The organism is Reyranella sp. (assembly GCF_044224635.1).
In the GTDB taxonomy this organism is placed as follows: domain Bacteria; phylum Pseudomonadota; class Alphaproteobacteria; order Reyranellales; family Reyranellaceae; genus Reyranella.
The window spans coordinates 69,893-91,892 of sequence record NZ_JBGAKA010000024.1 but is presented as its reverse complement, the minus strand read 5'-3'; the positions used below and the strand labels follow the sequence as shown (position 1 = coordinate 91,892).

Below are 22,000 nucleotides of genomic sequence, written 5' to 3'. Positions count from 1 at the left end.
CTTCCACAAACTGCGCCGGCAGCCTGAAACCGCGACCCGCGATCCCGGGAAATCCTCCGGCTGTTGGCGCTCAACGTCCTTCACCTCGGTGGTCGGCCTGGACTGAACGGCCGACCAGTCCCCTTCTGCTTCAATGCGAGCGTGCGCCTCCACACGCTACAGCAGCGCGGCGACGGCCTTCACCTCGGTATAGAGCTCGATCGCCTCGAAGCCCATCTCGCGGCCCCAGCCGGACTGCTTGTAGCCGCCAAACGGCAGGGCTACGTCATTGAAGTTGTGGACGTTGATCCACACCGAACCGGCCTTGAGCTTGCGGGCGAGCTTGTGGGCGACGCCGATGTCGCGGGTCCAGATGCTGGCTGCCAGGCCGTACTCCGTCGCGTTGCCCTGCCGGGCAAGGCGCTCGAGATCGTCGTCGTTGAACGGCATAGCGCAGACGACCGGGCCGAAGATCTCCTCGCGCACGACCTTCATCTCGGGCTTGGTCTTGGTGAGCACCGTGGGTTCGATGAAATAGCCCTCGTTGCCATGGCGCTTGCCGCCGGTGATGGCTTCGGCGCCCTCCTGCCTGCCCGAGGCGAGATAGCCGGTGACGCGCTGAAACTGCTCCTCGGAGACCAGCGGCCCGATGCGCGTCGTGGGATCGAGACCGGGACCGATCTTGAGCTTCGACGCCTCGTCGGACAGCCCGGTCATCATCTTGTCGAACAGGCGCTCGTGCACGAACAGGCGCGAGCCTGCGGTGCAGCACTGGCCCATGTTGAAGAAGATGCCGTTGGCCGCGCCGGGAATGGCGACCGACAGGTCGGCATCGGGGAAGACGATCGCCGGCGACTTGCCGCCGAGCTCCAGGCTCACCTTCTTGAGGTTGCCGGCCGCCGCCTGCACGATCAGCTTGCCGACCTCGGTCGAGCCGGTGAAGGCCACCTTGTCGACGTCAGGATGGGCCGCCAGCGCCGCCCCCGGCCCGCCGTCGCCGGTGACGATGTTCAGCACGCCCGGCGGGAAGCCCGCCTCCATCACCAGCTCGCCCAGCCGGATCGCCGTGAGCGGCGTCTGCTCGGCGGGCTTCAGGACGATGGTGCAGCCCGCCGCCAGCGCCGGCGCGATCTTCCACACCGCCATCAGCAGGGGGAAGTTCCACGGGATGATCTGGCCGACCACGCCGACCGGCTCTCGCATCGAGTAGGCGTGCCAGTCGCCGGGCGCCGAAATCGGAATGCTCTGGCCGGTGATCTTGGTCGCCCAGCCGCCCATGTAGCGCAGCAGCTCGCAGCCGAACGGCAGGTCGACCGCCTTGGCATCGCTCACCGGCTTGCCGTTGTCGATGCTCTCGATCTCGGCCAGCTCGACCAGGTGCTTCTCCAGGAGATCGCCCAGCCGCCACACCATCTTGCCGCGCTCGACCGGCTTGATCTTCGACCACGGGCCCTCGTCGAAGGCGCGACGCGCGGCCTTGACCGCGAGATCGATGTCGGCCGGCCCGCCGTCGGCGACCTGGGCAATCTGGCCGCCGGTCGCGGGATCGAACACCGGGAAGGTCTTGCCGCTCTGGGCGGTGACCCACTTGCCGTCGATCAGCAGCTTGTGCGGCTTGGAGATGAAGGCAGAGGCAGCGGCGCCGAGGCGCCCGACATTGACTGATACGTCCATCTTGCCCTCCGGGGCGGTCGTTATGTCCTGTCATATATATCGACTTCAGTCGCCGTCGTCATCGGCTGAAGACGGCATGCGCCGGGAGACCCGCAACCTACCTCCCCAACTTCGCAGCTGCGGAGTGGGCACATCTTTCTCCTCCGTAACCGGGGAGGTCCCCCGTCATACGGGCGAGGGCCATACGTCTTCGCTGGGAGCGCGCCACTCCGTCGCCGTAGGATGGCGACACCTCCCCCGGACGTACCCTCATGGCAAAAATGCGTTATGCTCATTAGGACATACCGGCTTTCGCTCGAGGTTTTCGCGATCATGGATCGGCGCGGTTTTCTAGGAGGCCTCCTGATCGGGCTGGCGAGCAGCTTCCCGGCGCTTCGGAGCGCCGTGGCGCAGCATCACGCGATGCAGCCTGCCCCCGGCGCCAGCGACGGGCGGGGTGTGCTGGTCTTCGCCGCCGCGACGTTGAAACCGGCGCTCGACGCGATCGTATCGGCGTATCGCAACAAGCAGGGTGCCGAGGTCACGCTCGCCTATGGTCCGTCACCGGCGCTCGCCAAGCAGATCGAGAACGGCGCACCGGCGGACATCTTCATTTCGGCCGATCCGATATGGATGGACTACCTCGCGGAAAAGCGGCTGGTCCGCCGGCATACGCGTGCCGATCTGGTCCGCAACGTCCTGGTCCTGGCAGGACGCGAGTCGCAGGCCTCGGCTGCATCCGTCGTCATCGACAGCGCGTTTCCTCTCGCACAAGTCGTCGGCGCCGGTCCCCTGAGCATGTGCAATCCCGCCGACCATCCAGCCGGTCGCTACGGCAAGGCCAGTCTCGAGGCCCTCGGCCTGTGGGACAGTGTCGCCAACAAGATCGCCATCGCCGACAATCCGCAGGTCGCCGTGGTCATGGTCGCCCGAGGGGACGCGCCGGCGGCCGTCGTCTTCGTCACCGATGTCAGGGGCGTCTCCGGTGCCCGGGTGCTCGGCACCTTCCCCGAGGCGAGCCATCCGCCCATCGTCTACCCTGCCGCGCTCACGATGGCGGCGCCGCATGCCGACGCGGCCGAGCGGTTGCTCGCCCACCTGCGCTCGGCCGAGGTGCGCGCGCTGTTCGACGACTACGGCTACAAGTGAGCGGAGACGCGTCCCGCCGGCACGGCAGCGACGGGCGAACGAAGACTTCGCCACCACGCGTCGATCCGCTCGGCAGCGGCGGGAAGGACGACGAACAGCGGCGTGGCGAAGGCTTCCCACGCCGCAACGTAGGCCGGCGACACTGACGTCAGCACGGGGACGCCCGCCTCGATCGCCGCACCGAAAGCATCGCGCAGGCCGCCGCCGCCCGCTTCCAGCTTGCCGAACTTGCTCAGCACCACCAGATCGCAGCCGGCGGCGATATCTCGCCGGACCGCGGCGGCAGCCACGGCGGCGCCATCGCCTGCCAGATGGCAGCCCTTCGAGCCTGCGCCGAGGTCCTGGAAGATGGGATAGCGTTCGCCATCGGAAAGGCTGCGCAGGTAGCCGGCGCTGCAGGCGCGATCGGGCAAGCCATGATCTTCCGCGACCACGCCCGCGAGACGGCCGGACGCCTGCCAACGCTGCGTCAGCTCCTGAAACAGCGTCTGGACCAGGGCGCTCGGCGCTCCTTGCACCACGGCGATCTTCTTGACGGGCTCATCCATTGCACTCTCCCGCAGGCTATGGCGGATAGTCGGCAGCATTGGCGGTTTCCTCCCACGAGTCCAGCTCGCGGCGCTGGGCATCGATCTCCGCCCGGACACGCTGGACCGCCGATCGACCGAGCACGAGGCGGAAGGGCGGCGTCTCGGCCTGCACGGCCCGGATGATCGCCTGAGCTGCCCGAGCAGATCGCCCGGCTGGCGGCCATCCGTCCTGCTGTTCTCCTTGCGCCGCATCCCCGCTGTCCGCGCATAGTCTTCGATCGTTCCCAAGACCAGTCCATCGGCTCCTCGATGCTCCCTGCGAACGCCACGACCAACGCAGGGCGAGCCCACCACGAACCGATAGCCACAGAGCGGCCGCGCTGCAAAACAGGTGGCGTGAGCCGGGGCAGCGCTTGTGACTCAAGGCCGGTCGTTCAGCAGGCGCCATACCCGTTCGGGGGTTGCCGGCATGTCGATATGCCGCCCACCCAGCGCGTCGACCACGGCATTCATGATGGCGGGCAGCGCGCCGGCGCAGCCGGCCTCGCCGCATCCCTTGACGCCCAGCGTGTTGGTCTTGGCCGGAACCGGATGGCTCTGAATCGTGAAATGAGGTGCATCCTGGGCACGCGGCATGGCGTAGTCGGTGAACGAGCCGGTCAGCAACTGACCAGTCTCGTCGTACAGCGTGCGCTCCAGGATCGCCTGTCCGAACCCCTGCATCACCCCGCCATGCGCCTGGCCCTCGACCAGCATCGGATTGATCAGCGTTCCGAAGTCGTTGACCATGAAATAGCGCACGACCGCGATCACGCCGGTGTCGGGATCGATCTCGACCTCGCAGACATGACAGCCGTTGGGGAATGACGAGGGCGGCGTGTCGGAGATGTGGCTGACGTCGAGCGTTCGCGGGATATCCTCGGGCAGCGCGAGCCCGTCCTGCAGCTTCTGCGCCAGCTCGAGCAGGCCGATGCTGCGATCCGTGCCGGCGATGGTGAAGCGGCCCTGGGCGAACTCCATGTCGGCCGGCGACGCCTCGAGGACATGGCCGGCGATCTTCTTGCCCTGGTCAATCACCTTGTTGCTGGCCTCGCGGAAGGCTTCGGCGCCGACCAGCGCCGAACGCGAGCCGCCGGTGCCTCCGCCGGCCTGGAGCTGATCGGAATCGCCCTGCATCAGCTTGAAGCGCTCGAAGGGAATGCCGAGCAGGCCGGTCACGACCTGCGCGAAGGTCGAGGCATGGCCCTGGCCGTAATCGAGCGTGCCGCTCAGCATGGTCACGTCGCCGTCCGGCTCGAAACGGATGCCGCCAAATTCCTTGCCGGCCGGCGCGGTCACCTCCAGGTAGCTGGCGACCCCAAGGCCGCGCAGCTTGCCGCGCCGGGCGCTCTCCGTCTTGCGCGTCTCGAACCCGCTCCAGTCGGCGAGGACGAGGGCCTCGTCGAGGATGGCGCGGAACTCGCCCGAATCGTAGAGATTGTTGGCCGGCGACTTGTACGGCATCTGCTCGGGAGCGATGTGATTGCGCCGCCGCAGCTCGATCCTGTCGATCCCCATCTCCTGCGCTGCCGTATCGACCAGACGCTCCATGAAGTAGTTGCCCTCGGGCCGGCCGGCGCCTCGATAGGCCGCGATCGGCGTCGTGTTGGTGAAGGCGATCCTGGAATTCACCTCCATCGCCGGTGTCCGGTAGACGTCGATGAGGTTCTTCACCGCATTCATCGTCGCCGGAACCGGCGGATAGATGTAGGCGCCGGCATTACCTGTGCCGGTGAGGCGCACGGCCAGGAACCTGCCGTCCTTGTCGAGGGCCAGCTCGGCGACGCGCTGATGGTCACGCCCGTGATGGTCGCTGAGAAAACTCTCGGAGCGCTCGTCGGTCCATTTCACCGGACGCCCGAGCTTCCTGGCGGCGAGCAGAAGCGGACCGTACTCGGGATAGGGCGGCGCCTTCATGCCGAATGAGCCGCCGACGTTGCCGGTGAGGACATGCAACTTGTCGGGCGTGACCTTGAGGACCTCCTTGGCAAGGCCGCCCCGCAAGCCGAACACGCCCTGGCAGCCGACATTGAGGATCCACCGCTCCTTCTTCGGATCGTACGACCCGATGGCCGAACGCGGCTCCATCGGATTGCAGACAACTCGGTTGGAATCGATCTTCAGGGTCGTCACGTGGGCCGCTTCGGCGAAGGCCTTGGTCACCGCTTCACGGTCGCCGAAATGAAAATCGAGCACCAGGTTGCCCGGTGCCTCGTCGTGGATCTGGGCCGCCCCGGGCGCCAGCGCGGACTCCGGGTCCGTGACGGCCGGCAACTCGTCGATGTCGAGCATGACGGCTTCGGCGCCGTCCTTGGCCTGTGAGGCGGTTTCCGCCACGACGACGGCCACGGCTTCGCCGACGAACCGTACCTTGCCCTTGGCCAGCGATGGCCGGGGCGGCGATTTCATCGGGCTGCCGTCGCGCTGCGGGATGTTGACCGGGCACACGAGCGGCCCGAAGCCGGCCTCGTCGAGATCGGCCGCCGTCAGGATGGCAAGCACGCCCGGCATCGCCCTGGCCTCGGAAACATCGATGCCCTTCAGGATGCCGTGCGCGTGGCGGCTCCGGACCATCACCGCGTAGGCCTGGCCAGGAAGGTTGATGTCGTCGGTGTAGCGGCCCTGGCCGCGCAAAAGGGTCGGATCCTCCTTGCGCAGCACCGGTTGGCCGACGCCGAATTTCATCAACGCAAGCTCGGTGTCGTCCATCACGCAACCCTCACATCAAACCCGTCGCCCGCCTGGCAACGGGCGGCATGCCCGTCGATGCCCTGATGCAAACGGGTTCCAGCTCGGCCGCGCGATCGACCTGGCCTGGCGCCAGCGCCAGTCAGCTGGCGCACGCCGACACACTTCGCCGTCTGGTCGCAGCGCTCGGGATCATGGCAGTCTTTATATCCACTAAGATATAACGAAGAGCGACGCAAGACGTCCTGCCAGGCGACGATGTGACATCCGGCGCTTTGACTCCTGACCAGCCCCGTGGTGCCTGCAGCTGACAATCGGAGTGACCATCCTTGAAGTCCACCATCGTCGCCGCGATCCTCGCAACCGCCGTCACGGGCAGCGCTGCCGCGCAGACCGCCGAGTTCAAATGCCCGACCAGCGGCACCCAGTTTTCCTACCGGGGCGGCGCCTTCGAGAAGGTCATGACGGCCACCGGCCAGGATGGCAATGTGTGCCTGTTCCGCAGCGTCTCCGATGGCAAGACCGAGTCGCTGCGCGTTCACGGAGGGTTGGTCGGCTCGGTCGACGCGCAAGGCGAGGCCTTCGCCCGCGGACTGGACATCACGGCGCTGTGGCCGCTCAAGGTCGGCAACAAGACCACGAACACCGTCACCCTCGTCGGCCGAGACGGCAAGAGCTACACCTCGACCGTCTCGCTGGTCGTCGCCGCCTATGAGAAGGTCGCAGTCCCGGCCGGCACGTTCGAGGCGTTCCGCGTCGAGGAGATCAAGGCTGGCGAGAGCGCCCGCAACATCCACTGGTGGGCGCCCGCGCTGGCCGTCTCGGTCAAGGAAAGCTTCCCCGACTGGCATGACCTCAGCAAGGTGACCGTCCTCGAACTGACGACAGTGAAGCCCCCCGCCTGGTGAGCAATCACGCCCGCGCCATCTCGCCGTTCTCGCTGAGGGCACAAGACAATTCCTTCAGCGTGGTCCGCAGCGCGTTTTCGAACGTGGCCGCGAGCTCCCACTTCAACGCATCGCTGTGATCGGGAAAGGCAAGGTCGAGCGACAGGCGATAGCCGTCGAACGCATTCTCGACGGCGGCGACTCGCCGCTCGACGGGGAGCGACAGGATGACCAGCGCGACCCGTTCGCGGAAGTCGATTTGCGCCGGGCTCTCGTGTCCGGCCTTTCCGCCCCGCGCGCCTCCAGAAGGCATCACGCCAGCGACTTCTTGAGCACCGAGACGTTCTTGATGTCGCAGTAGAAGTCCATGCTCCAGTCGCCGCCCTCCCGGCCGATGCCCGAGTTGCGCGAGCCGCCGAACGGCGCCGCGAGATCGCGGACGAAGAAGCAGTTGACCCACAGGCTCCCCGCGACCAGCCGGTCAGCGATCCGCCACGCCCGCTTCTCGCTGCCGGTGAACAGCATCGCGGCGAGGCCATACCGGGTGCCGTTCGCCATCTCGATCAGCTCTTCCTCGTCGGCGAAGGTCTGCCACGTCAGCACCGGCCCGAACACCTCCCGCTGCACCACTTCCATGTCCTGGCGGACATCGGTCAGCAGAGTGGGCTGGAAATAGAGATCGCCGAAGTCGTGGCGCTTGCCGCCCCACAGCGGCTTCGCGCCGTCGGCCAGGGCGCGCTCGACGAAGCCCGTCACGCGCGCGAATGCCTCAGGATGGATCAGCGGGCCGACCTTGGTGCCGCCCTCGCGCGGGTCGCCGACCTTACCCGCGTCGACCTGCTTGCGCACACGGCCCAGCAGATCCTCGGCAATGGACTGCTCCACCAGGATGCGGGTGCCGGCGAGGCAGACCTGCCCGGCATTGTTGTACTGGCCGGCTATGGTCCGCGCCGCCGCGTCGAGATCGGCATCGCCAAACACGACAAAGGGTGACTTGCCGCCGAGCTCGAAGCTAACCGGCGTGATCGTGCGGGCGGCCGCCTGGCCGATGATGCGCGCCGTGTCGGTCGAGCCGGTGAAGCTGATGCGGTCGATCTCCTCGTGATTGACCAGCGCCGCGCCGGCTTCCTCGCCGATGCCCTGCACGACGTTCAGCACGCCCGCCGGCACGCCGGCCTCGTGCGCGATGTCGGCCATCAGCGAGCAGGTGAGCGGTGCCCATTCCGGTGGCTTGACCACGACCGTGTTGCCTGCCGCCAGCGCTGGCCCCACCTTCCAGGTGGTCAGCATGAACGGGCCGTTCCAGGGTGTGATCAGCACCGCCACGCCCGACGGATCGTAGCGCACGTGATTGGTGACCGTCGGCGAGTCGATGGTCGCGTGCTGACGCTTGGCCGCCCACTCGGCGAAGAAGTCGATGTTGTGCGCGGCGCGGGGAATGGCGCCCTCGCGATTGCGCGACAGCAGGGAGCCGTTGTCGAGCGTCTCGACCGCCGCGATCTCGTCCTTGCGCGCCACGATGCCTTCGGCAAAGCGCTTCAGGATGGGAAGACGGCCCTGCGGGCCGAGCGCCGCCCATGCCGGGAACGCGCGCCGCGCCGCCGCCACGGCCGCATTCGCCTCCTCCGCGCCGCCAGCCGAGACATTGGCGAGATGACTGCCGTCGATCGGCGAGAAGACCTCGAAGGTGCGATTGGACGGTACACGCCGGCCGTCGATCCAGTGCGCGGTCGAGACGTCCACGCCGGCCACCTTGGTGCGGGCGATCCGCGATGCTTCAGTCATGACATTCTCCTTCGCTGCTCAGCGCCGCCCGACGGCCCGATGGATGAGCCTTCAGCCGTGGCCCGTCACCGCATGCGGAACGTAGGGCTCCTCGAGGCCCTTGATGTCCTCGGCCGAAAGCTTGAGGTCGAGGGCGGCGATTCCGTCGTCGAGATGATGCGGCTTGGATGCCCCCGCCTTGCCGGCGCGAACGACGTCGGTCAGTGCCTCCAGCGTCTCTTCCATCGGCGTCGACGGATCGAAGCGGTGGATCTGGTAGAGATCGCCATAGTCCATGCCCAACCGCCTGAGACTGGCATCGATTGCCTGCATGATATGCTTGCGTGAAAGCCCACGCGCATTGGGATCGCTGCCCATCGCGCCATGCACCTTCGTCGCAACCACCAGGCGATCGCGCGGCGGCCCGAACTCCGTCAGCGCACGGCCGAGGATCTCTTCGCTGGCTCCCTGGGAGTACACGTCGGCGGTGTCGTAGAATGTGACGCCCACCTCCAGGGCTCGCCGGATGAGCGGCCGGCTCGCTTCTTCGTCCAACACCCATTCGCGTCAGCTCTTGGCGCCATAGGTCATGCAACCAAGGCAGATGCGCGAGACCTCGAGGCCGGTCGAGCCGAGATTGACGTACTGCAAGGCGCGATTTCCGAAGGTTGGTGCGGCTTTTTCCCGCGACAGGTGGGTATCGACCGGCGAAACCGGTTCGCTATGTTAAATGGTATATAACGACAAGGGCCGATGCAATCGCCCAGGGTTGACGAGAGAGGAAGGCAATGACGCTGTTGCAGGATCGGCCGGAGCACATCGGGCAGCCCCGCGATTGCTCGTTCCACCCTTCGGACTGGAAGGTCCTTTCACAGTCCTGGTTTGCCGTCGCCAGCGCCGAAGAGATCGTCGACAAGCCCGTCAAGGCGAGGCTGCTCGACATCGATCTCGTGGTGTATCGGACGGGGGGAGCCGTGCGCGTGGACCGCGACTTGTGCGCCCATCGTGGCGCCGCCCTCAGCCTTGGTTGGGTGGAGGGGGATATCCTGGTATGCAACCTTCAGATCTTCAACAAGGATCGCCTCATCGTGGAGTCGCAGCGGCCGGAGGACCTTCCCCTGGAAGCCCAGCTCGAGGCCCATATCCCGGCCGACCGGACGTCGATCGCCTATCACCGGCTTCTCAAGGAAGGCGGCTTGGGCAGCCACTATGTCAGTTGACCTTGGAAGTGCCGCACTCGATCGAAGGCTGAACCAACGGCCTAGGAGCATGTCGAAGCACGTGGTGTCGACGCTGTGAGCACGATCCAGAATGTTTCCCGGCTGCTGCGCCTGTTCACGGCCGAGCGAGCCGTGCTGTCGGTGACCGAAGCCTCCCAGCTTCTCGCTCTGCCCAAGAGCTCGGTGTCGCGCTTGCTGAAGGCGATGGCGCAGGCCGGACTGCTCACTCCCATCGCAGACAGGGCCGGCTATCGCGTCGGCAACCTGATCTTCGAAACGTCGCGCCGTCATCGCAGCAACTCGACGGTGAGCGTGATGGCCGATGAAGCGCTGGCGCAGATCGCGAAGGCGACCGGGCACACCGGTTACATCGCGATCCAGGACGGCCCGGAGGTTCTCGGCCTGCGGATGCGGCACGGGACGCGCGCCTTGCGCGTCGTGACCTCTCCAGGAGACCGCTTGCCGGCCTTCGCGTCGGCGAGCGGCCGCGCCTTGCTGGCGCGGCTTGGCAACGATGCGGTCCGCACCTTGCACAAGGCGCCGCTCGAACCCCCTTCACCGCATGCGCCGCAGACGATGCCCGATCTGTCATTGGATGCGGGGTAGCGCTCGCCGCCCTGCGCTACGGCCCTTCGCCCGTTACGGCGGCCGACGAACGCTTCAAGGTCATGCGCACGGATGCCGAATGGCGCCGCCTCCTCACGCCGGCCCAGTTCGCAGTGCTGCGTCGATCGGCGACCGAACGGCCCTATTCCAGCCCGCTCAACGACGAACACCGCCCCGGGACATTTGCCTGCGCCGGCTGCAGACAGTCGCTGTTCGCCTCCGACACCAAGTTCGATAGCCAGACCGGCTGGCCAAGCTTCTGGGCGCCGCTCGACGGGGCGGTGGGCACCACCACCGATCAGTCCCTGGGCGTGACGCGGACCGAGGTCCATTGCGCCCAGTGTGGCGGCCATCTGGGCCACGTGTTCGAGGATGGCCCACGACCGACAGGGTTGCGCTACTGCATGAACGGACTCGCGCTGATCTTCGTCCCGCGCGGCGCCTGACGATCGTCCATCCCATGATCCTGTTCGTCTTGTCCTATCTCGGCGGCGTGCTGACGATCGTCAGCCCGTGCATCCTGCCAGTGCTGCCCTTCGTGTTCGCGCGGGCCGACCAGCCCTTCGCCAGAAGCGGCTTGCCGATGTTGCTCGGAATGGCCGTCACCTTTGCCGGGGTCGCCACCCTCGCGGCGGTCGGCGGCGGCTGGGCCGTCGACGCCAACGAGTACGGCCGCGCAGCCGCTATCGCAATCCTGGCCCTGCTTGGTGCCACATTGCTGTTTCAATCGTTGGCCGATCGGCTGGCGCGACCGCTCGTCGCCATCGGCGCGCGCCTGTCGGCGTCGGCCACGGCCAACGGTGGCCGCCAGCCGAGCACCCTGTCCTCGTTCGTGCTCGGCATCGCGACCAGCCTGCTGTGGGCGCCGTGCACCTCGGCTTCATGCGGTCGGAGAATTTTTCCTCGCCCGGCGGCATCGTGCAGGACGTCGACCATCGCTATGCCCTGCCATCCGATCTCCGCCTCAACCAGTGGGCGCTGAACGGCATGTGGAAGGTCGAGCACGAGAAGGCAAGCCTGGGCATTGCCGGCGGCAGCATCGATTTCCGCTTCCACGCCCGCGACCTGCACCTCGTGCTGGGCCCGGGCAGCGATGGCAAGCCGGCGCGATTTCGCCTCCTGATCGACGGCAAGCCGCCGGGCGAGGATCACGGCGTCGACACCGACAATGCGGGTCAAGGCACCGTGGTCGAGCAGCGTCTCTACCAGCTCATCCGTCAATGCGGTCCGGTCAAGGAACGCACCTTCGAGATCCAATTCCTCGACCCTGGCGTACAGGCGTTCGCCTTCACGTTCGGCTGAGGGCGCTCGACGCGCGGTCCAAGGCAACGAGCCGACGATGCCGGGTCGTCTACCGCACGTCGCGACGCTGCGTCAGGGGCCGGTGTTGATCCAGACCGCCTTGGGCTCGGTGAAATTCTCGATGGCGCTTTCGCCATGCTCGCGGCCAAAGCCCGAATCCCGCGCACCGCCCCAGGGAAGGCGAATGTCGGTCGGACCGAACGTGTTGACCCAGACCGTGCCGACCTTCAGGCGCCGGACGAAGCGGTGGCCACGGGTGATGTCAGCCGTCCATACGCCGGCCGCGAGGCCATACCTGGTTCCGTTGGCGAGCCTTATCGCCTCCTCCTCGTCCTTGAATCGGATGACCGCAGCGACCGGTCCGAAGATCTCCTCCTGGGAAATGCGCATGGCATGATCGACATCGGTCAGCACGGTCGGCTCGACAAAGAACCCTGTTCGGCCACGCCGTACGCCGCCAGTGACGATTTGCGCGCCCTCCTGCCTGCCGATCTCGATGTAGTCGAGCACCCGCTTCATCTGGCCCGCCGAGATGACGGGCCCCATCGAGGTTGCGACATCGCGCGGATCGCCGAGGCGCACCAGGGCCGCACGGGCCGCCACCCGTTCGACCACCCGGTCGTAGATCGACTCGTGGACGAGAATCCTCGATCCGGCGGAGCATACCTGGCCAGCATTGAAGAAGATCGCCGATGCCGCCGCCCTGGTCGCCGCGTCGAGATCGGCATCAGGGAAGATGATGTTGGCCGACTTGCCGCCCAGCTCAAGCGTGACACGCTTCAGGTTGCCCGCGGCCCCCTGCAGGATCTGCCGGCCGACGCCTGGCGAGCCGGTGAACGTCACCTTGTCGACCTCCGGGTGATCGACCAGCGCCGCGCCTGCCGTCTTGCCGAAACCGGGCACGACATTCAGCACGCCCGGCGGCAGGCCGGCTTCCAGGGCGAGCTCGCCAAGGCGCAGGGCCGTCAGCGGCGTCAGCTCGGCGGGCTTGAGCACGACCGTGCAACCGCAGGCCAATGCCGGAGCGATCTTCCACATGCCGATCATCAACGGGAAGTTCCAGGGTACGATGGCGCCCACCACCCCGACCGGCTCACGCACGGTGTAGGTCAACGCGTCGGGCCGCGCCGGAACGACCTGTCCGTTGATCTTGTCGGCCCAGCCGGCATAGTAGGCAAGCGTGTCGAGAACCGCAGGCAGGTCCTGACGGCGAATGGCCGAGACGGGCTTTCCCGAGTCCAGGCTCTCCAGCTCGACCAGCGCATCGGCGTCGCGGCGGATGAGTTCCGCCCATCTCAGCAAAGCCTGACCGCGGTCCGCCGCCCGCATGCGGCCCCATGGACCGTCGAGCGCGGCTCTTGCCGATCGGACTGCTGCATCGACATCCGCTGCGTCGGCTTGAGCCACACGGGTAATGACCTGCTCGGTCGCCGGATCGAGTGTTTCGAAGCTACGGCCGGACGCCGCAGGCACCCGCTTCCCGCCAATCAGCAGATACTGCGTGTGCTGGAGGAAATCGAACGGCATGACCCAACCTCACAACATATGCATATTGATTCATATCTGAGCCATCAGTGGGCCAGACAGTCGCCGGCAATATGGGCAGTGTTGGCGCATCACAAAATATGAGATGAGTTGCCTATCCGAAGCTGGGTTGGAGCATCCGAATTATGTACTCGAGTGCATATCTGTCGATAGGCCTGCCTTGATCCGCATCGAGATCACGCCGACCTGGCGGTTCCGACACGACGCCGACGGCCGCTCGATCCTGGTGATGCTCGATTTCCTCAACGAGATCCGGGTGACGGGAAAGATCACCCAGGCGGCCGATCGGGCGCAGATGTCCTACCGCCATGCCTGGAACCTGATCGAGAAATGGTCGGAGTTCTTCGGTGTCCCCCTGGTCGAGCGTCGACAGGGGCGCGGGACGACCCTGACCGTGTTCGGTGCCCGTCTCGTCTGGGCGGGTCAGCGTCTCGAGGCACGCCTGGGGCCGCAACTGCAGAATCTGGCCCAGGAGCTCGAAACCGAGATCAATCAGCTCCTGCCGCACGGACCGGCCATCATCCGGGTCCACGCGAGCCACGGTTTCGCAGTGTCCAAGCTGCGGGAGCTGCTGAGCCGCGAGGCCGATATCGGCGTCGACCTCAGGTACGTCAGCAACCAGAACTCGCTGGTCTCGCTCGCCCATGACGGATGCGACCTGGCGGGCATGCACCTGCCGATCGGTGCCCTGCGTCAACGGAGCATCGCCGCATCCAAAGGCTGGCTGACACCGAGCCTGCACCGCGTCATCAGTTTCGTGACGCGCGAGATGGGCTTGATGGTCAAGCCCGGCAACCCGCTCCGCATCACCTCGCTGCAGCGCCTGCTCGACCCGTCGGTACGGTTCGTCAATCGCGATCCAGACTCCGGCACCCGCCTGCTGTTCGAACAGCTGCTTGCCCAGCACCGGCTCGATGGCTCGCAGGTCAACGGCTACGAACGCATCGAGTTCACCCATGCCGCTGTTGCCGCCTACGTCGCCAGCGACATGGCCGATGTCACCTTCGGCGTCGAGGCCGCGGCACGCCAGTTCGATCTCGATTTCGTTCGCCTCGTCACCGAGGACTATTTTTTCGTCTGTCGACGCCAGCTGCTCGAGCTGGAGCCGATGAAGCGCGTCCTGGCGATCATGGAAGGAGAGGAGTTCCGGACGGCCATCTCCCGCCTGCCAGGTTACCGGATCAAGGATGCCGGCGCCGTGAAGACGGTGAACGAGGTATTCCGCCAATCGTAGAGCTTGCCCCGCCGCAGGAAGCGACGACGAGTCTCGCCGCTGCGAATCGGCCGATCGGCCTGCGAAGTGCCCCTGGTCGCGACCGACGCCTCAAGCCACGTACATCTGCAGGGAGCCCTCATACTCGGGCTGGGTGCGCAGATAGCCGTATCGCGCGTCCCACGTCCCGTCCTCGAGGTCGCGACGCAAATGGGCGATGTAGCCGTCACTGGTCCCTCGGTCGACGAAGCTCCAGGCTGAATTGGCAAGGCGAGCGCCCTCGTCCAGCAATCTCGCCTGGGACCGCCACACCCATCCCGAGCGTGATCGCCAACGCGCGATCAGGCTTGGTGGCGCCCTGCGGCTTCACGCCCTTCCCCGAAGGACTCGCCGCCCTACCGGCGTCCGAACGCGCCACTTCCCGGGCCGGCCGCGCCTTCATTGCCTGGATGTCCGAGGAACTCGCTCAATGTGACGATCCTGTCACCGATGCCGGAAAAGCTCCGCCTTTCCCTCAGGCCACCTAACACGCTATATTTGATCAGACATAACGACCGCGGCCGGTCGCGGGTTGGCACGGGCCGCCATGCGTAAGGGTCTTCACACCGATCGTTTTCCAATCAGCGGAGGGTAGCGCCATGAGCGTACAGGCACCGATCAAGCATCCGGATTGCTTCTTCATCGACGGCAAGTGGACCAAGCCTTCGAGCACGGCGAAGATCAACGTGCTGAACTCGGGGACCGAGGAGCCGTTCGCAAGCGTTGCCGAAGCCCAGGAGGCCGACATCAACCGGGCGGTTGCCGCGGCGCGCAACGCCTTCGATCATGGCCCCTGGCCGCGCATGACGCACAGCGAACGGGCCGTCTACATCAGGGCCATCGGCGTCGAGCTCGACAAGCGGGCCGAGGAGAGCGCGCTGATCTGGACGGCTGAGTCCGGCCTGCTGCACAGCGTCGCCAAGGCCCGGTCAGGGGCTTTGAGCGGGACCTATGGCTACTATGCCGACCTGGCCGAGACCTATCCCTTCCAGGAGCGCCACAAGCCGGGTGCCGGCGGCAACGTCGGGCTGCTCGTGCGCGAGCCGGTCGGGGTGGTGGGCGCGATCATTCCCTGGAACGGCCCGCCCGGCCTCATCGCCTACAAGTGCGCGCCGGCGCTGCTTGCCGGCTGCACGATCATCGTCAAGGCCTCCCCCGAGGCGCCGGGCGCCGCCTATATGATCGCCGAGGTGTGCGAGAAGATCGGCTTGCCGCCGGGCGTGCTGAACATTCTCACGGCTGATCGACAAGTCTCCGAGTTGCTGGTCCGCCACCCCGATGTGGACAAGATCACGTTCACCGGATCTACCGCGGCGGGCCGACGCATCGCCTCGATCTGCGGCGACCGCATCGCGCGCTGCACCCTGGAGCTCGGCGGCAAGTCGGCCGCGGTGATCCTCGACGACTACGACATCGAGACGGCGGCCAAGACCATCGCCAGCCGGGCCACCTTCCTGACCGGCCAGGTCTGCTCGTCGCTCACCCGGATCGTCGTGCCGCAGAAGCGGCATGACGCCATGGTCGACGCGCTGAGCGCGTCGTTCAGCAAGGTGAAGGTGGGCAACCCGTTCGACGCGGCGACCGAGATGGGACCGTTGGCGATGAGCCGCCAGCGCGACCGCGTCGAAGGATATATCGAGAAGGGCAAGGCCGAGGGCGCCACCCTGGCCACGGGCGGCGGCCGACCGGCGCATCTCAACCGCGGCTACTTCATCGAGCCGACGGTGTTCGGCAATGTCGACAACCACTCGACCATCGCGCGCGAGGAGATATTCGGGCCGGTGCTCTCTGTGATTCCGGCGGCGGACGAGACGAATGCCGTGCAGATCGCGAACGACACCGCCTACGGGCTGAACGCGTCGGTGTTCACCAACGATATCGACCGGGCCTATGCGACCGCACGGCAGTTGCGGTCGGGCACCGTCGGGCACAACTCGTTCCGCACGGATTTCAGCATCGCGTTCGGCGGCTTCAAGCAATCCGGCATTGGCCGCGAAGGCGGCAAGGAAGGCTTGCTGCCGTTCCTCGAGACCAAGACCCTCATCCTGGATGAAATGCCCGCGAGCGCCGGGCGCGTCGTCTGAGAGCGAGGGCCGTACGATCCCAGGATCCGGCGGGACGGCCGCTACCATTCCGTCCCGCCGGCTGCCGGTGCCGAGCGTGCATCATCCTGCGGGAGGCCGCGTGCAGGCTTGATCGTACGCATATCGCTGCTTGAGTGAGCCGAAATACTCGAAGACATCGAGCGCCACCTCGAACGCCTGCGGCGTGATCTCGACATGGCGCGTCCAGCAGCCCAGCTGCTGATAGCTCGCGATGCATCGCGCCAGGACATCGACGTCGATCGACGGGAAGAACGACTTCTCCGCCTTGGCAATCTCGATTGCCGGCGTTGCCAGCATGTAGACACGCGTTTTGGTGTAGGCGCGCATGAACGCCTTGGCCATGTCGGTCTGCAGCCATTCCCGCTTCGCCGCGAGGCTCGAAAAGGCGACAGGTCCGATCTTCGGGCCGCACTGCGCGACAATGTGGCCAACCCCATCCGCCTCCAGTTGCTGTGGAAACGGCCCCTGCTGCTGGACGTATTGTCCTTTGCCGGCGCGAAACGCCTTGTCCATGTCCTCGGCGCCGCCGACGTTGATGACCTTGAGCTTGGCGAAATCGATTCCTGCCTTGTGGCAGGCATACTTGAACATCGCGAGAGGCTGGCCGCTTCCGAAGAGGATCACTTCGGACCCTTCGAGCCCCTTCCAGTCAAAGTCCGGATCGGCAGCCCGCCCCGTGATGTAGAACCCGTCCATCTCGTTGATCTGGGCAAAATGAACTGCCGTTGGCGTCTCGCCCTTGGCCAAGGAGGCGAAGGCCTGGCTTGGAGCGGACTGGATGACGTCGGCCCGGCCTTCCTCCAATGCCTTGACCGCGGAGACGCCGGGAGGCGAGACAGTCCATTCGGCGTCCAGGCCTTCAGCCTTCAGGAAGCCGCTGGACATCGCCGAAATGAGTGGCGAGTAGAAGGCCGAGAACAAAGTGAACTCGATGTTGATGCGCGTCATGCCGGAACCTCGCTTGCAATAGATACGCTATAGTCTATTGGACATAACGAAATCCGCCTACCCGCCAAGAACGGGCCAGACAGCACCGGAGCAAGAGCTCCTCGAGAGCAGGCGACGCGCCGCGCTCATCGCCGCCGAAGAGCGCGCGGTCGCCCTGTTCGACGCGATCGAAGCCGCACGGCTCGTCGTGCCCGGCCGCCGAGAGCGGGACATCGAGGATGACATCTACGCGCTTGCCAGGGAGCGCTTCGGCGTCGAGAAGCACTGGCACAAGCGCATCGTGCGCGCCGGGCCAACACGCTCACCACGGCCATCGACAATCCGCCGGTGCGCACAATCGCTGCGAACGACACGGTCTACGTCGATCTGGGCCCGGTCTTTGGTGAATGGGAAGGCGACGTCGGTCGCACCTATCTCATGGGGAACGATCCGGCCAAGGCGAGACTGATCGCCAACCTCGAGCGCATCTTCGGAATCGGCCAGGCACACTTTCACTCGACGCCCGACATAACAGGCGCGGCGCTCTATGACTTCGTCAGCCGGCAGGCTGCCGAGGCCGGCTGGCGCTTCGGCGGCAGCATCGCCGGGCACGTGGTCGGCGAGTTTCCCCACGCCCGATTGCCGGGCGACAAGGAACTGAACCGCATCAGCCCGCGCAATCCGCGGCCGATGAGCGAGCCTGACGGGCTGGACCAGGCGCGGCACTGGATCCTGGAAGTTCACCTGGTCGACAAGGACCGCACGTTCGGGGGCTTTTACGAGCGCCTGCTATAGCCCGTGTAAAGTGCAGCGACACGCTCGATACCGACGCGGTCGTCGTCATCGAAGCGGCCGGGCAGCGGACTGTCGAGATCGATGACGCCGAGAATGGCCTGCCCGGACAATAGCGGTACCACGAGCTCCGAGCGCGACGCAGCATCGCACGCGATGTGCCCGGGAAAGGCATGGACGTCGGGAACGACGATGGATTGCTGCCGCGCGACGGCGGTGCCGCAGACTCCCTGACCGACGGCAATCCGCACGCAGGCCGGCTTGCCCTGGAAAGGACCAAGGACGAGCTCGCCGCCGTTCAGGAAGTAGAAACCCGCCCAGTTGAGCTCGGGCATCAGATGGAACAGCAGCGCCGACGTATTGGCCGCATTGGCGATCGGATCGTGCTCGCCCTGGAGCAGCGCTTCCAATTGGCGACAAAGCTCGCCGTAGAAGGCGGGCTTGGCGACATCGTCGATGGCCTTGATCTCGTGCATCCGGGCTTCCGCATCGGTTCGCCGCCTTGGCGGCGGACGATCGATCATCTGCTTGACACTGCGAGGATGCAATTGCATCAGGTCCGCTCGAGCTCAGCAGCCTTCTCTCGTCCCGCTTCTGGAGTCTCCTTGACCAGCGGCCCCGTGGCCACGCCGGCCGCGAAGTTGCGCCATTCTTGTCGCGCCGCGACGACGCGATTGCGCAGCACGCCGATCCCCGCGACCTCGAGCTCCACCGTGTCGCCGGCGGCGAGTTGCTTGTCGCCGGCGAAGGTGCCGAGCGAGATCACGTCGCCGGCTTCCATCAACGTATAGTCGGAGCAGTAGGCGAGCACCTGGTACGGATTGAAGATCATCTTCGAGCTGTTGCCGCTGCGCGTCACCTTGCCGTTGATGCGCACCGCCATGTCGAGGTTGCAGGGATCGGCGATCTCCTTCGTGGTGACCACCCAGGGCCCGATCGGGCAGAAGCTCGCGAAGTTCTTGGCATAGGCGTAGGGCTGGCCCATCTTCAGCCGCTCGCGCTGGCGGTCGCGCGCCGAGACGTCGTTCACGATGGTCCAGCCGAAGATGTGGCCCGCGGCCTGCGACGGCAGGATGTGCCGGCAGTTGCGCCCGACCACGAGCGCAAGCTCGTGCTCCTCGTCGACCTTCTGCGGAAACGGCGGCAGCTCGATCTCAGCCTCATGGCTGATCATGTTGCAGCCGTACTTGGCGAAGACGATCGGCTCGTTGAAGAAGGCGAGATTGCTCTCGTCGATGTGCTCCTGATAATTCAGGGCAAGCGCCAGGATCTTCGGCGGCCGCAGGATCGGCGGAAGCCAGCTCGGATTGGCGACCAGATAGTCGCCGAGCACGCCGGAATTGCGCAATTGCGCGAGGCTTCGCTCGCCGATCGTGTCGATGTCGATCCCAGACTGTATGATGGCAAGCAGGGACCGGCTTTCCTTGACGTCCGGATGGGTCCTTTCCATGGCGCGGGTGAGGTCGACGATCCCCTCCGGCGCGGTGACGCCGACGTGAGGGGTCCCGTTGAAGTCGAAGGATAAGAGTTTCAAGTCAACCTCCTCGTCTTTTCAGATCTCGCGCGCTGCTCTCCGGGATGTCCCGCCGCAATACCGGACAGACGATCGCCGATGCGATAGAGCTTGGCCTCTCCGGTTTGCGCGACGTAGCCCAGCGTCGCCATCGTTCGCAGCATGCGCAATGCAGTGCTCTTGTGCAGCCCGACGAGCCGGCTGAGGTCACGCAAGCTGATGCCCCTCGGGCTGCAGGCAATGACCTCGAGCATGGAGAATGCCCGCACGAGCCCCCGCACCTGCTTGGCGTTCCTGCTCAATTCGGCCTGTGATTGCATCATCTCGAACCTGCAACTCGACCTGCCATCGATCAGTCCTAAGGGAGGTCCCTTCGACCGGCGTGTGACATCCCAACAGCGCGCGCCGCGCTCCTTCCTCGTTATATCTCGCATACTATAACGATCGAGCATGGCAGGTCCAATGCCACGGTCCGATGCAAGCCCGGCAGGACACGGCTAGAGTGGCGACTGACCAGACCTGCAGCTCTCGGGAGGCGACCTTGAAGACCTATCAGCACTTTATCGGCGGCCAATATGTCGATCCGCTCGGCGGAAAGTGGATCGACAGCATGGATCCCTATCGCGGCGAGGCCTGGGCCCGCATCCCGCAGGGCTGCGCGCGCGACGTCGACCGGGCGGTCAGCGCGGCGGCGCAGGCCATGCAGGGGCCGTGGTCGAAGATGACTCCCTCGGCCCGCGGCAGGTTGATGCTGAAGCTGGCCGACCTGGTCACGGCCAATATCGATCGCCTGGCCGAGGTCGAGGTCAGGGACAACGGCAAGCTCCTGGCCGAGATGCGCGGCCAGCTCGTCTATCACCCCGAGTGGTGGCGCTATTTCGGCGGGCTGGCGGACAAGATCGAGGGTGCCGTCGTGCCGATCGACAAGCCCGACACCTTCGCCTTCACGCGGCACGAGCCGATGGGCGTCGTGGCGGCTCTGACGGCGTGGAATTCGCCCCTGCTGTTCGTCGCCTGGAAGTGCGCGCCGGCGATCGCCGCCGGCTGCTCGGTGGTGGTGAAGCCCTCCGAATTCGCTTCGGCCTCGACCCTCGAGTTCGCGGCCTTGACCAAGGAGGCCGGCTTTCCCGACGGGGTGTTCAACGTCGTCACCGGTTACGGCCAGGAGGCGGGCGCGGCGCTGGTCGACCACCCCGGCGTCGCCAAGATCACTTTCACCGGCTCCGATTCGACCGGGGCGAAGATCTATGCCCAGGCGGCCAAGACCTTGAAGCGCGTCTCGCTCGAGCTCGGCGGCAAGTCGCCCAACATCGTGTTCGAGGATTGCGACCTCGGCGCCGCCGCATCAGGCGCGATCTCCGGCATCTTCGCCGCCACCGGGCAGACCTGCATCGCGGGCTCCCGACTCCTGGTGCAGAACTCGATCCGCGCGGAGTTCAGCAAGACGGTCGCCGAGCTCGGCCGCACCGCCCGCAAGGGCGACCCGATGAAGGCGGACACCAACATCGGCCCGGTCACGACGGCGCCGCAGTACCGCAAGATCCTGGACTACATGGAGATCGCCAAGGCGGAAGGCGCGCGCTGCATCCTGGGCGGCGGCGCGGCGACAGCGGCCGACCTGCCGGGCGGCCAGTTCGTCGAGCCGACCATCTTCACCGACGTGAAGCCCGACATGCGCATCGCCCGCGAGGAGGTCTTCGGCCCCGTCCTGTCGATTATCGGCTTCGAGGACGAGGCGGAAGCGATCAAGCTTGCCAACGACACGATCTACGGCCTGGCCGCCGGCGTCTGGACCAAGGACATGAACCGGGCGCTGCGCATGACGGCGGCTCTCAAGGCCGGCACGGTCTGGGTGAACACCTATCGGGCGATCAGCTACATGATGCCGTTCGGCGGCATGAAGCACTCGGGCATCGGCCGCGAGAGCGGCCTCGAGGCGATCCGCGAGTACCTCGAGACCAAGAGCGTATGGATCTCGATGGCGGAGGGCTCGCCCGCCAACCCGTTCGTGATGCGGTGAGTGTCATTCTCCTCCCCAGCTGCGCTGGG

20 protein-coding genes and 2 pseudogenes are annotated in these 22,000 nt (G+C 66.1%); 10 read left to right on the top strand and 12 right to left on the bottom strand.

The window, feature by feature from the left end; translation table 11 throughout:
- Nucleotides 1-156: 156 nt before the first annotated feature.
- On the bottom strand, nucleotides 157-1,653 hold the full coding sequence (locus ACILR9_RS20865; RefSeq protein WP_395711885.1) for an aldehyde dehydrogenase family protein: 1,497 nt from the start codon (nucleotides 1,651-1,653) through the stop codon (nucleotides 157-159).
- A gap of 312 nt (nucleotides 1,654-1,965) precedes the next feature.
- On the opposite strand from ACILR9_RS20865, the gene modA reads away from it, so the two are divergent.
- Entirely contained in the window at nucleotides 1,966-2,781 is an 816-nt protein-coding gene (gene modA / locus ACILR9_RS20860; protein ID WP_395711884.1) for a molybdate ABC transporter substrate-binding protein, read from the top strand.
- On the opposite strand, the gene ACILR9_RS20855 is transcribed toward modA, so the two are convergent.
- The 3 genes from ACILR9_RS20855 to ACILR9_RS20845 all read right to left on the bottom strand — a co-directional run bounded on the left by ACILR9_RS20855 (nucleotide 2,772) and on the right by ACILR9_RS20845 (nucleotide 6,059).
- Nucleotides 2,772-3,329 (bottom strand): DUF2478 domain-containing protein, encoded by a 558-nt coding sequence (locus ACILR9_RS20855; RefSeq protein WP_395711883.1) that lies wholly within the window; start codon nucleotides 3,327-3,329, stop codon nucleotides 2,772-2,774. The genes modA and ACILR9_RS20855 overlap by 10 nt on opposite strands.
- A 16-nt stretch (nucleotides 3,330-3,345) precedes the next feature.
- Entirely contained in the window at nucleotides 3,346-3,483 is a 138-nt protein-coding gene (locus tag ACILR9_RS20850; RefSeq protein WP_395711882.1) for a hypothetical protein, read from the bottom strand.
- A gap of 248 nt (nucleotides 3,484-3,731) precedes the next feature.
- Complete coding sequence (locus ACILR9_RS20845; RefSeq protein WP_395711881.1) at nucleotides 3,732-6,059, bottom strand: xanthine dehydrogenase family protein molybdopterin-binding subunit; 2,328 nt, start codon at nucleotides 6,057-6,059, stop codon at nucleotides 3,732-3,734.
- A gap of 308 nt (nucleotides 6,060-6,367) precedes the next feature.
- On the opposite strand from ACILR9_RS20845, the gene ACILR9_RS20840 reads away from it, so the two are divergent.
- Nucleotides 6,368-6,946 (top strand): hypothetical protein, encoded by a 579-nt coding sequence (locus ACILR9_RS20840; RefSeq protein WP_395711880.1) that lies wholly within the window; start codon nucleotides 6,368-6,370, stop codon nucleotides 6,944-6,946.
- Nucleotides 6,947-6,950: 4 nt separating this feature from the next.
- Here the strand turns inward: ACILR9_RS20840 and ACILR9_RS20835 are convergent, their stop codons facing one another.
- The 3 genes and pseudogenes from ACILR9_RS20835 to ACILR9_RS20825 all read right to left on the bottom strand — a co-directional run.
- Nucleotides 6,951-7,241, bottom strand: coding sequence for a hypothetical protein (locus ACILR9_RS20835; protein WP_395711879.1), 291 nt, complete (start codon nucleotides 7,239-7,241; stop codon nucleotides 6,951-6,953).
- Entirely contained in the window at nucleotides 7,238-8,710 is a 1,473-nt protein-coding gene (locus tag ACILR9_RS20830) for an aldehyde dehydrogenase (protein WP_395711878.1), read from the bottom strand. Before ACILR9_RS20830 ends, ACILR9_RS20835 begins: the two co-directional genes overlap by 4 nt.
- 174 nt (nucleotides 8,711-8,884) lie before the next feature.
- Nucleotides 8,885-9,340, bottom strand: a pseudogene (locus ACILR9_RS20825) (aldo/keto reductase); the annotation flags it as partial.
- Between the two features lie 137 nt (nucleotides 9,341-9,477).
- On the opposite strand from ACILR9_RS20825, the gene ACILR9_RS20820 reads away from it, so the two are divergent.
- The 4 genes and pseudogenes from ACILR9_RS20820 (at nucleotide 9,478) to ACILR9_RS20805 (ending at nucleotide 11,817) form a co-directional block, all read left to right on the top strand.
- Entirely contained in the window at nucleotides 9,478-9,909 is a 432-nt protein-coding gene (locus ACILR9_RS20820; RefSeq protein WP_395711877.1) for a Rieske 2Fe-2S domain-containing protein, read from the top strand.
- A 75-nt stretch (nucleotides 9,910-9,984) separates the two neighbouring features.
- Entirely contained in the window at nucleotides 9,985-10,515 is a 531-nt protein-coding gene (locus ACILR9_RS20815; RefSeq protein ID WP_395711876.1) for an IclR family transcriptional regulator, read from the top strand.
- The gene (msrB, locus tag ACILR9_RS20810) at nucleotides 10,500-10,961 is read left to right on the top strand and encodes a peptide-methionine (R)-S-oxide reductase MsrB (protein ID WP_395711903.1); all 462 of its coding nucleotides are present in this window, start codon (nucleotides 10,500-10,502) and stop codon (nucleotides 10,959-10,961) included. Before ACILR9_RS20815 ends, msrB begins: the two co-directional genes overlap by 16 nt.
- Before the next feature lie 14 nt (nucleotides 10,962-10,975).
- Nucleotides 10,976-11,817, top strand: a pseudogene (locus ACILR9_RS20805) (cytochrome c biogenesis protein CcdA).
- Between the two features lie 72 nt (nucleotides 11,818-11,889).
- On the opposite strand, the gene ACILR9_RS20800 reads toward ACILR9_RS20805, so the two are convergent.
- Nucleotides 11,890-13,344, bottom strand: coding sequence for an aldehyde dehydrogenase family protein (locus tag ACILR9_RS20800; protein ID WP_395711875.1), 1,455 nt, complete (start codon nucleotides 13,342-13,344; stop codon nucleotides 11,890-11,892).
- Nucleotides 13,345-13,522: 178 nt separating this feature from the next.
- Here ACILR9_RS20800 and ACILR9_RS20795 point away from each other — a divergent pair, with 178 nt between their 5' ends.
- Nucleotides 13,523-14,596 (top strand): substrate-binding domain-containing protein, encoded by a 1,074-nt coding sequence (locus tag ACILR9_RS20795; protein WP_395711874.1) that lies wholly within the window; start codon nucleotides 13,523-13,525, stop codon nucleotides 14,594-14,596.
- Between the two features lie 617 nt (nucleotides 14,597-15,213).
- On the top strand, nucleotides 15,214-16,698 hold the full coding sequence (locus tag ACILR9_RS20790; protein ID WP_395711873.1) for an aldehyde dehydrogenase: 1,485 nt from the start codon (nucleotides 15,214-15,216) through the stop codon (nucleotides 16,696-16,698).
- Nucleotides 16,699-16,779: 81 nt separating this feature from the next.
- Here the strand turns inward: ACILR9_RS20790 and ACILR9_RS20785 are convergent, their stop codons facing one another.
- Nucleotides 16,780-17,667, bottom strand: coding sequence for an ABC transporter substrate-binding protein (locus tag ACILR9_RS20785; protein WP_395711872.1), 888 nt, complete (start codon nucleotides 17,665-17,667; stop codon nucleotides 16,780-16,782).
- 327 nt (nucleotides 17,668-17,994) lie between these two features.
- Between ACILR9_RS20785 and ACILR9_RS20780 the strand changes: the two genes are divergently transcribed.
- Nucleotides 17,995-18,441: a M24 family metallopeptidase gene (locus tag ACILR9_RS20780; protein ID WP_395711871.1), complete on the top strand. Its 447-nt coding sequence runs from the start codon at nucleotides 17,995-17,997 to the stop codon at nucleotides 18,439-18,441.
- Here the strand turns inward: ACILR9_RS20780 and ACILR9_RS20775 are convergent.
- The 3 genes from ACILR9_RS20775 to ACILR9_RS20765 all read right to left on the bottom strand — a co-directional run bounded on the left by ACILR9_RS20775 (nucleotide 18,423) and on the right by ACILR9_RS20765 (nucleotide 20,274).
- Nucleotides 18,423-18,914 carry a GAF domain-containing protein gene (locus ACILR9_RS20775; RefSeq protein ID WP_395711870.1) on the bottom strand — a complete coding sequence of 164 codons (492 nt, stop codon included), beginning with the start codon at nucleotides 18,912-18,914 and terminating at the stop codon, nucleotides 18,423-18,425. The two genes, ACILR9_RS20780 and ACILR9_RS20775, sit on opposite strands and share 19 nt — an antisense overlap.
- Before the next feature lie 77 nt (nucleotides 18,915-18,991).
- Nucleotides 18,992-19,972 carry a fumarylacetoacetate hydrolase family protein gene (locus ACILR9_RS20770; protein WP_395711869.1) on the bottom strand — a complete coding sequence of 327 codons (981 nt, stop codon included), beginning with the start codon at nucleotides 19,970-19,972 and terminating at the stop codon, nucleotides 18,992-18,994.
- The gene (locus tag ACILR9_RS20765; RefSeq protein ID WP_395711868.1) at nucleotides 19,969-20,274 is read right to left on the bottom strand and encodes a helix-turn-helix domain-containing protein; all 306 of its coding nucleotides are present in this window, start codon (nucleotides 20,272-20,274) and stop codon (nucleotides 19,969-19,971) included. The genes ACILR9_RS20770 and ACILR9_RS20765 overlap by 4 nt, the downstream gene beginning before the upstream one ends.
- A 218-nt stretch (nucleotides 20,275-20,492) precedes the next feature.
- On the opposite strand from ACILR9_RS20765, the gene ACILR9_RS20760 reads away from it, so the two are divergent.
- Nucleotides 20,493-21,971, top strand: a complete 1,479-nt coding sequence (locus tag ACILR9_RS20760; RefSeq protein WP_395711867.1) for an aldehyde dehydrogenase — start codon at nucleotides 20,493-20,495, stop codon at nucleotides 21,969-21,971.
- Nucleotides 21,972-22,000 lie beyond the last annotated feature (29 nt).